Consider the following 8447-nt stretch of genomic DNA (forward strand, 5'->3'; position numbering starts at 1 on the left):
TCTAGTGCCCAGTCGATCCAAATCCACCAGTCCGCACGCCGTCAGCTGCATCTCCATCTGCAATTAAGAAAGGAGCAAAGACAGCTTGGACAACACGTTCTCCAACTTCAAGAACAACCTCTTGGTCTGTGATATTCTTCATCTGAGCAAAAATATGCCCTTCATTCCCAGGATTTCCATAATAATCTCCATCAATGACCCCAACTGAATTAATTAAAACCAAGCCCTTTTTACGAGGGTTTGAAGAACGATCATAGAGGTAGAGAACCTCAGTCGGCTGCATATAAGCCTTAACCCCTGTCGGAACCAAGACAATCTCTCCTGGTGCAATAACCGTACGTACAGCAACCTTTAAGTCGTAACCAGCGGCATGCGCTGTCTCACGCTTTGGCAATAAATTTTCATCTGTAAAACTAGAAACCAATTCAAAACCACGAATTTTCATCATCTTCTCTTTTCTATTATCATTTATTCTAGATTATTCTATCTTATTTATTCGGAAAAAGCACGAAAAAAAGAGCACACAATTCAAATCGCTTAGGGCTGCTGGATTCCTCCCCTGACCCGCTTCACGCAGAACTGTTGCTCCACTATTTATTATATCACATTCCTATTCATTTTAAAAGCAAAATTATTTTTTCCGTCTATTTCTAAAAAACTCCTGCATAATAGCTGCGCATTCATCTTCCAAAATTCCCGTTTCAACCTCCACACGATGATTGAGACGCTCATCTGTCAAGATATCGTACAAACTCCCAGCAGCGCCAAATTTCTGGTTTTTAGCCCCATAGACCACGTTTGGAATACGGGCGAGTCCAATCGCCCCACTACACATGACACAAGGCTCAATGGTCACAAAAAGCGTGCAATCCAGCAAGCGCCAGCTCTCCTCACTCAGGTTCGCATTCTCTATGGCCATAATCTCCGCATGCATAACCGCTCGCCGCAGTTCCTCACGCGCATTATGCCCACGGCCAATGATTTCTCCGTCCTTGACAATCACACAACCAATTGGAATTTCATCGTGTTCAAGAGCAATCTCAGCCTCTCTCAAAGCCTCCCTCATAAAGACTTCTTTTTCTTCAACTGTATAATTCATCAATTTCCCTTTTCCTACTTATCGATTTTATTATTATATCATGAATCCCAAGACAAAAAAAGCCACCAAATGCGGTGACTTTATAGGGAGATTATTATGAAAAAGAAAAGTTTAGGATATTTGTTACAACAAGTTAGGAGGTCTTCTTGTAACTGTCTATAGTATACCCGACCTATCTTAAACAAATCTTAAAAATCTCTTAGGACCAAACACTTTCTAAAATATTTGTTTGTTCACGACCAGGACCTACTGAGAAAGTAGAAATACGAACGCCAACCAATTCACTCACACGACGAACATAGTTACGCGCATTCTCAGGAAGATCTTCCAAATTACGAACTCCAGTAATATCTTCTGACCAACCTGGCAACTCTTCATAGATAGGCTTGCAACGTTTCAATTGCTCAAGACTAGCTGGATAATAGTCAATACGTTGACCATCAAGATCATAGGCCACACAGATTTTCACAGTATCTAAACCACTCAAAACATCGATAGAGTTCAATGAAAGATTAGTAATACCAGAAACACGACGACTATGACGCATCACAACTGAGTCAAACCAACCCACACGACGTGGACGACCAGTTGTTGTACCATATTCATGACCGACTTCACGGATACGTTCTCCCACTTCATCAAACAACTCAGTTGGGAAAGGACCGTCTCCTACACGACTCGTATAGGCTTTACATACACCAACAACCTTGTCAATCTTACTTGGACCAACACCAGAACCAATCGTAACACCACCAGCCACAGGGTTTGATGACGTAACAAATGGATAAGTACCTTGGTCGATATCTAGCATAACACCTTGCGCACCTTCAAAAAGCACACGTTTACCGTTATCAAGCGCATCGTTCAAGATAACAGATGTATCAGTTACATATTGCTTGATTTGTTGGCCATATTCATAGTACTCTTCAAAAATATCATCAATTGAAATAGGAGTACTGTCATACAATTTTTCAAACAGACGATTCTTTTCCGCAAGATTACGCTCCAAACGCTCACGAAAAATATCTTTATCTAAAAGATCTGCAATACGAATCCCAACACGAGCAGCCTTGTCCATATAAGCTGGACCAATTCCCTTGATTGTAGTCCCAATCTTATTGTCGCCCTTAGCTTCTTCTTGCAAACGGTCTAACTCGATATGATAAGGCAAAATAACATGCGCGCGATCAGAAATACGCAAGTTATCAGTTGTCACACCCTCCTCATGAAGATAGCTCAACTCTTTTACAAGAGATTTAGGATTTACAACCATACCATTCCCAATAACAGAGATTTTTTCAGGGAAGAAAATTCCAGATGGAATCAAGTGCAACTTAAATTTCTTACCATCAATCACAATCGTGTGACCTGCATTATCACCACCTTGGTAACGCGCAATCACTTCTGCATTCGCTGAAAGGAAGTCAGTAATCTTCCCTTTACCTTCATCACCCCATTGGGTACCTACAACAACAACTGAAGTCATAATCTTGTCTGAGCCCTCAGGCTCTTCCTTTCTCACATACATGGCAGGACTCTCACCTGCAATTATATCTTACAATTTATTATAAGAAAAAATCGCCTTTTTATCAAGAAGAAACAATAGAAAGATTTGCTATTTCCAACTATTAAAAAATGTTTTAGAAAAATTACCAGCTATTTATTGTTATATTGCCATAAAAAAGTAAGTTTGTTCGGAAATTAACTCATATTATCTCAACAAGCAACAAAACCTTGTTTCATTATCAATTTTTCAAGATACAAACGATAAGCAACACGATAATGGTAAACAATAAAATCCCGATGAGTCCCAATGCTATATCGGAAAAGATAATAAATCAAAAATTTAAAATGAAAATGTTCCCAGTCAAAATGATCTCCGAAGAACGTACCATACTCTTCTTCAATATTTCTATAAAAATCCGCCATCTGCTCATAAATTTTTTGTAACATAAGCATACACTCCTTTACTTTTTATAAGCTTATTCTAACAAAAAATTATAAACAGTTATTATCAAATCCTGAATTGCTCAAATACTAACCTCAAAAAGATAACAAATAGGAAAAGTTGACAGAATAGGAGGAAATCTACTACCTAAATTTCAAAAATTAAGATAATGGAAGCGGAAGGATTCGAATCCCTCGAAGGAGCGTATTTACAGTCCGTCACGTTTAGCCTCTTCGCTACCCTCGATTAAAGTACTAAAAAGATCTCCTTGCTCGAAAACGGAGGGCTATGAAACTTTACTCAGCAAAAAATATCTCACACCAAATAACTCAAAATAGATTATTAATTATATAAAAAAAGAGGCCTAAACCTCTTTTTCTTAACTACTCCGCCAGTAGGACTCGAACCTACGACATCATGATTAACAGTCATGCGCTACTACCAACTGAGCTATGGCGGATTAAAGCTAAGCGACTTCCATATCTCACAGGGGGCAACCCCCAACTACTTCCGGCGTTCTAGGGCTTAACTTCTGTGTTCGGCATGGGTACAGGTGTATCTCCTAGGCTATCGTCACTTAACTCTGAGTAATACCTACTCAAAATTGAATATCTATTCAAATCAAGAAAACCATTCGCTTTCATATTCTCAGTTACTTTGGATAAGTCCTCGAGCTATTAGTATTAGTCCGCTACATGTGTCGCCACACTTCCACTTCTAACCTATCTACCTGATCATCTCTCAGGGCTCTTACTGATATAAAATCATGGGAAATCTCATCTTGAGGTGGGTTTCACACTTAGATGCTTTCAGCGTTTATCCCTTCCCTACATAGCTACCCAGCGATGCCTTTGGCAAGACAACTGGTACACCAGCGGTAAGTCCACTCTGGTCCTCTCGTACTAGGAGCAGATCCTCTCAAATTTCCTACGCCCGCGACGGATAGGGACCGAACTGTCTCACGACGTTCTGAACCCAGCTCGCGTGCCGCTTTAATGGGCGAACAGCCCAACCCTTGGGACCGACTACAGCCCCAGGATGCGACGAGCCGACATCGAGGTGCCAAACCTCCCCGTCGATGTGAACTCTTGGGGGAGATAAGCCTGTTATCCCCAGGGTAGCTTTTATCCGTTGAGCGATGGCCCTTCCATACGGAACCACCGGATCACTAAGCCCGACTTTCGTCCCTGCTCGAGTTGTAGCTCTCGCAGTCAAGCTCCCTTATACCTTTACACTCTGCGAATGATTTCCAACCATTCTGAGGGAACCTTTGGGCGCCTCCGTTACCTTTTAGGAGGCGACCGCCCCAGTCAAACTGCCCGTCAGACACTGTCTCCGATAGGGATCACCTATCCGGGTTAGAGTGGCCATAACACAAGGGTAGTATCCCAACAACGTCTCCTTCGAAACTGGCGTCCCGATCTCATAGACTCCTACCTATCCTGTACATGTGGTACAGACACTCAATATCAAACTGCAGTAAAGCTCCATGGGGTCTTTCCGTCCTGTCGCGGGTAACCTGCATCTTCACAGGTACTAAAATTTCACCGAGTCTCTCGTTGAGACAGTGCCCAAATCATTACGCCTTTCGTGCGGGTCGGAACTTACCCGACAAGGAATTTCGCTACCTTAGGACCGTTATAGTTACGGCCGCCGTTTACTGGGGCTTCAATTCATACCTTCGCTTGCGCTAAGCACTCCTCTTAACCTTCCAGCACCGGGCAGGCGTCACCCCCTATACATCATCTTACGATTTAGCAGAGAGCTGTGTTTTTGATAAACAGTTGCTTGGGCCTATTCACTGCGGCTGACTTAAAGTCAGCACCCCTTCTCCCGAAGTTACGGGGTCATTTTGCCGAGTTCCTTAACGAGAGTTCTCTCGCTCACCTGAGGCTACTCGCCTCGACTACCTGTGTCGGTTTGCGGTACGGGTAGAGTATGTTTAAACGCTAGAAGCTTTTCTTGGCAGTGTGACGTCACTAACTTCGCTACTAAACTTCGCTCCCCATCACAGCTCAATGTTACAGATATAAGCATTTGACTCATATCACACCTCACTGCTTAGACAGACACTTCCAATCGTCTGCTTTAGTTAGCCTACTGCGTCCCTCCATCACTACATACTCTAGTACAGGAATATCAACCTGTTGTCCATCGGATACACCTTTCGGTCTCTCCTTAGGTCCCGACTAACCCAGGGCGGACGAGCCTTCCCCTGGAAACCTTAGTCTTACGGTGGACAGGATTCTCACCTGTCTTTCGCTACTCATACCGGCATTCTCACTTCTATGCGTTCCAGCACTCCTCACGGTATACCTTCTCCACACATAGAACGCTCTCCTACCATACCTATAAAGGTATCCACAGCTTCGGTAAATTGTTTTAGCCCCGGTACATTTTCGGCGCAGGGTCACTCGACTAGTGAGCTATTACGCACTCTTTGAATGAATAGCTGCTTCTAAGCTAACATCCTAGTTGTCTGTGCAACCCCACATCCTTTTCCACTTAACAATTATTTTGGGACCTTAGCTGGTGGTCTGGGCTGTTTCCCTTTCGACTACGGATCTTAGCACTCGCAGTCTGACTGCCGACCATAATTCATTGGCATTCGGAGTTTATCTGAGATTGGTAATCCGGGATGGACCCCTCACCCAAACAGTGCTCTACCTCCAAGAATCTTTATGTCGACGCTAGCCCTAAAGCTATTTCGGAGAGAACCAGCTATCTCCAAGTTCGTTTGGAATTTCTCCGCTACCCACAAGTCATCCAAGCACTTTTCAACGTGCCCTGGTTCGGTCCTCCAGTGCGTCTTACCGCACCTTCAACCTGCTCATGGGTAGGTCACATGGTTTCGGGTCTACGTCATGATACTAATTCGCCCTATTCAGACTCGGTTTCCCTACGGCTCCGTCTCTTCAACTTAACCTCGCATCATAACGTAACTCGCCGGTTCATTCTACAAAAGGCACGCTCTCACCCATTAACGGGCTCGAACTTGTTGTAGGCACACGGTTTCAGGTTCTATTTCACTCCCCTCCCGGGGTGCTTTTCACCTTTCCCTCACGGTACTGGTTCACTATCGGTCACTAGGGAGTATTTAGGGTTGGGAGATGGTCCTCCCAGATTCCGACGGGATTTCACGTGTCCCGCCGTACTCAGGATACTGCTAGGTACAAAGACTATTTTAAATACGAGGCTATTACTCTCTTTGGCTGATCTTCCCAAATCATTCTTCTATAATCTTTGAGTCCACATTGCAGTCCTACAACCCCGAAGAGTAAACTCTTCGGTTTGCCCTCCTGCCGTTTCGCTCGCCGCTACTAAGGCAATCGCTTTTGCTTTCTCTTCCTGCAGCTACTTAGATGTTTCAGTTCACTGCGTCTTCCTCCTCACATCCTTAACAGATGCGGGTAACAGGTAGTACCTGTTGGGTTCCCCCATTCGGAAATCCCTGGATCATCGCTTACTTACAGCTACCCAAGGCATATCGTCGTTTGTCACGTCCTTCTTCGGCTCCTAGTGCCAAGGCATCCACCGTGCGCCCTTATTAACTTAACCTTATTTTTTGACCTTTCAGTCATAAACTCTTATTAATACTACAGCGTTTTCGGTTTATTTTCTTGTTACTATTTGATATAGATATTCAATTTTCAATGTGCATTACTTGGTGATCTCTCACCAATGGAGCCTAGCGGGATCGAACCGCTGACCTCCTGCGTGCAAAGCAGGCGCTCTCCCAGCTGAGCTAAGGCCCCACAAGACCTCTCAAGACTAAACAAGACCAATGCGCAGTTCCTTTTCCTTAGAAAGGAGGTGATCCAGCCGCACCTTCCGATACGGCTACCTTGTTACGACTTCACCCCAATCATCTATCCCACCTTAGGCGGCTGGCTCCTTACGGTTACCTCACCGACTTCGGGTGTTACAAACTCTCGTGGTGTGACGGGCGGTGTGTACAAGGCCCGGGAACGTATTCACCGCGGCGTGCTGATCCGCGATTACTAGCGATTCCGACTTCATGTAGGCGAGTTGCAGCCTACAATCCGAACTGAGACTGGCTTTAAGAGATTAGCTTGCCGTCACCGGCTTGCGACTCGTTGTACCAGCCATTGTAGCACGTGTGTAGCCCAGGTCATAAGGGGCATGATGATTTGACGTCATCCCCACCTTCCTCCGGTTTATTACCGGCAGTCTCGCTAGAGTGCCCAACTGAATGATGGCAACTAACAATAGGGGTTGCGCTCGTTGCGGGACTTAACCCAACATCTCACGACACGAGCTGACGACAACCATGCACCACCTGTCACCTCTGTCCCGAAGGAAAGCTCTATCTCTAGAGCGGTCAGAGGGATGTCAAGACCTGGTAAGGTTCTTCGCGTTGCTTCGAATTAAACCACATGCTCCACCGCTTGTGCGGGCCCCCGTCAATTCCTTTGAGTTTCAACCTTGCGGTCGTACTCCCCAGGCGGAGTGCTTAATGCGTTAGCTGCGGCACTAAACCCCGGAAAGGGTCTAACACCTAGCACTCATCGTTTACGGCGTGGACTACCAGGGTATCTAATCCTGTTTGCTCCCCACGCTTTCGAGCCTCAGCGTCAGTTACAAGCCAGAGAGCCGCTTTCGCCACCGGTGTTCCTCCATATATCTACGCATTTCACCGCTACACATGGAATTCCACTCTCCCCTCTTGCACTCAAGTTAAACAGTTTCCAAAGCGTACTATGGTTAAGCCACAGCCTTTAACTTCAGACTTATCTAACCGCCTGCGCTCGCTTTACGCCCAATAAATCCGGACAACGCTCGGGACCTACGTATTACCGCGGCTGCTGGCACGTAGTTAGCCGTCCCTTTCTGGTAAGATACCGTCACAGTGTGAACTTTCCACTCTCACACTCGTTCTTCTCTTACAACAGAGCTTTACGATCCGAAAACCTTCTTCACTCACGCGGCGTTGCTCGGTCAGACTTCCGTCCATTGCCGAAGATTCCCTACTGCTGCCTCCCGTAGGAGTCTGGGCCGTGTCTCAGTCCCAGTGTGGCCGATCACCCTCTCAGGTCGGCTATGTATCGTCGCCTTGGTGAGCCGTTACCCCACCAACTAGCTAATACAACGCAGGTCCATCTGGTAGTGATGCAATTGCACCTTTTAAGCAAATGTCATGCAACATCTACTCTTATGCGGTATTAGCTATCGTTTCCAATAGTTATCCCCCGCTACCAGGCAGGTTACCTACGCGTTACTCACCCGTTCGCAACTCATCCAGAAGAGCAAGCTCCTCCTTCAGCGTTCTACTTGCATGTATTAGGCACGCCGCCAGCGTTCGTCCTGAGCCAGGATCAAACTCTCATTAAAAGTTTGAGTTCTCACTCATTTCTGTCACTGACAGATTTATTGTTTTTT

Annotated in this window: 4 protein-coding genes, 2 tRNA genes, 3 rRNA genes and 1 other RNA gene; all 10 read right to left on the reverse strand. The window is 45.4% G+C overall.

The features are described 5' to 3' along the window. Position 1: 1 nt before the first annotated feature. Entirely contained in the window at positions 2 to 445 is a 444-nt protein-coding gene (locus tag MK480_RS09645; protein ID WP_000701987.1) for a dUTP diphosphatase, read from the reverse strand. 56 nt (positions 446 to 501) lie between these two features. Then, positions 502 to 599: signal recognition particle sRNA small type (gene ffs / locus MK480_RS09650), an RNA gene on the reverse strand. Positions 600 to 631: 32 nt separating this feature from the next. Then, positions 632 to 1099, reverse strand: a complete 468-nt coding sequence (gene tadA / locus MK480_RS09655; RefSeq protein ID WP_043901624.1) for a tRNA adenosine(34) deaminase TadA — start codon at positions 1097 to 1099, stop codon at positions 632 to 634. A 199-nt stretch (positions 1100 to 1298) separates the two neighbouring features. After that, entirely contained in the window at positions 1299 to 2585 is a 1287-nt protein-coding gene (locus MK480_RS09660; RefSeq protein ID WP_049524668.1) for an adenylosuccinate synthase, read from the reverse strand. A gap of 230 nt (positions 2586 to 2815) precedes the next feature. Beyond that, on the reverse strand, positions 2816 to 3052 hold the full coding sequence (gene comW, locus MK480_RS09665) for a sigma(X)-activator ComW (RefSeq protein WP_084925929.1): 237 nt from the start codon (positions 3050 to 3052) through the stop codon (positions 2816 to 2818). Between the two features lie 381 nt (positions 3053 to 3433). Then, positions 3434 to 3507: transfer RNA gene (locus tag MK480_RS09670), tRNA-Asn, on the reverse strand. 5 nt (positions 3508 to 3512) lie between these two features. Further along, positions 3513 to 3628 (reverse strand): 5S ribosomal RNA (gene rrf, locus MK480_RS09675). A 76-nt stretch (positions 3629 to 3704) separates the two neighbouring features. Then, positions 3705 to 6605, reverse strand: a 23S ribosomal RNA gene (locus MK480_RS09680). 124 nt (positions 6606 to 6729) lie between these two features. After that, positions 6730 to 6802: transfer RNA gene (locus tag MK480_RS09685), tRNA-Ala, on the reverse strand. A 51-nt stretch (positions 6803 to 6853) separates the two neighbouring features. Then, a 16S ribosomal RNA gene (locus MK480_RS09690) occupies positions 6854 to 8399 on the reverse strand. The 16S, 23S and 5S rRNA genes sit together here with 2 tRNA genes alongside, the layout of an rRNA operon. Positions 8400 to 8447: the final 48 nt, after the last annotated feature.

The organism is Streptococcus mitis, assembly GCF_026782895.1.
Taxonomy (GTDB): domain Bacteria; phylum Bacillota; class Bacilli; order Lactobacillales; family Streptococcaceae; genus Streptococcus; species Streptococcus mitis_CB.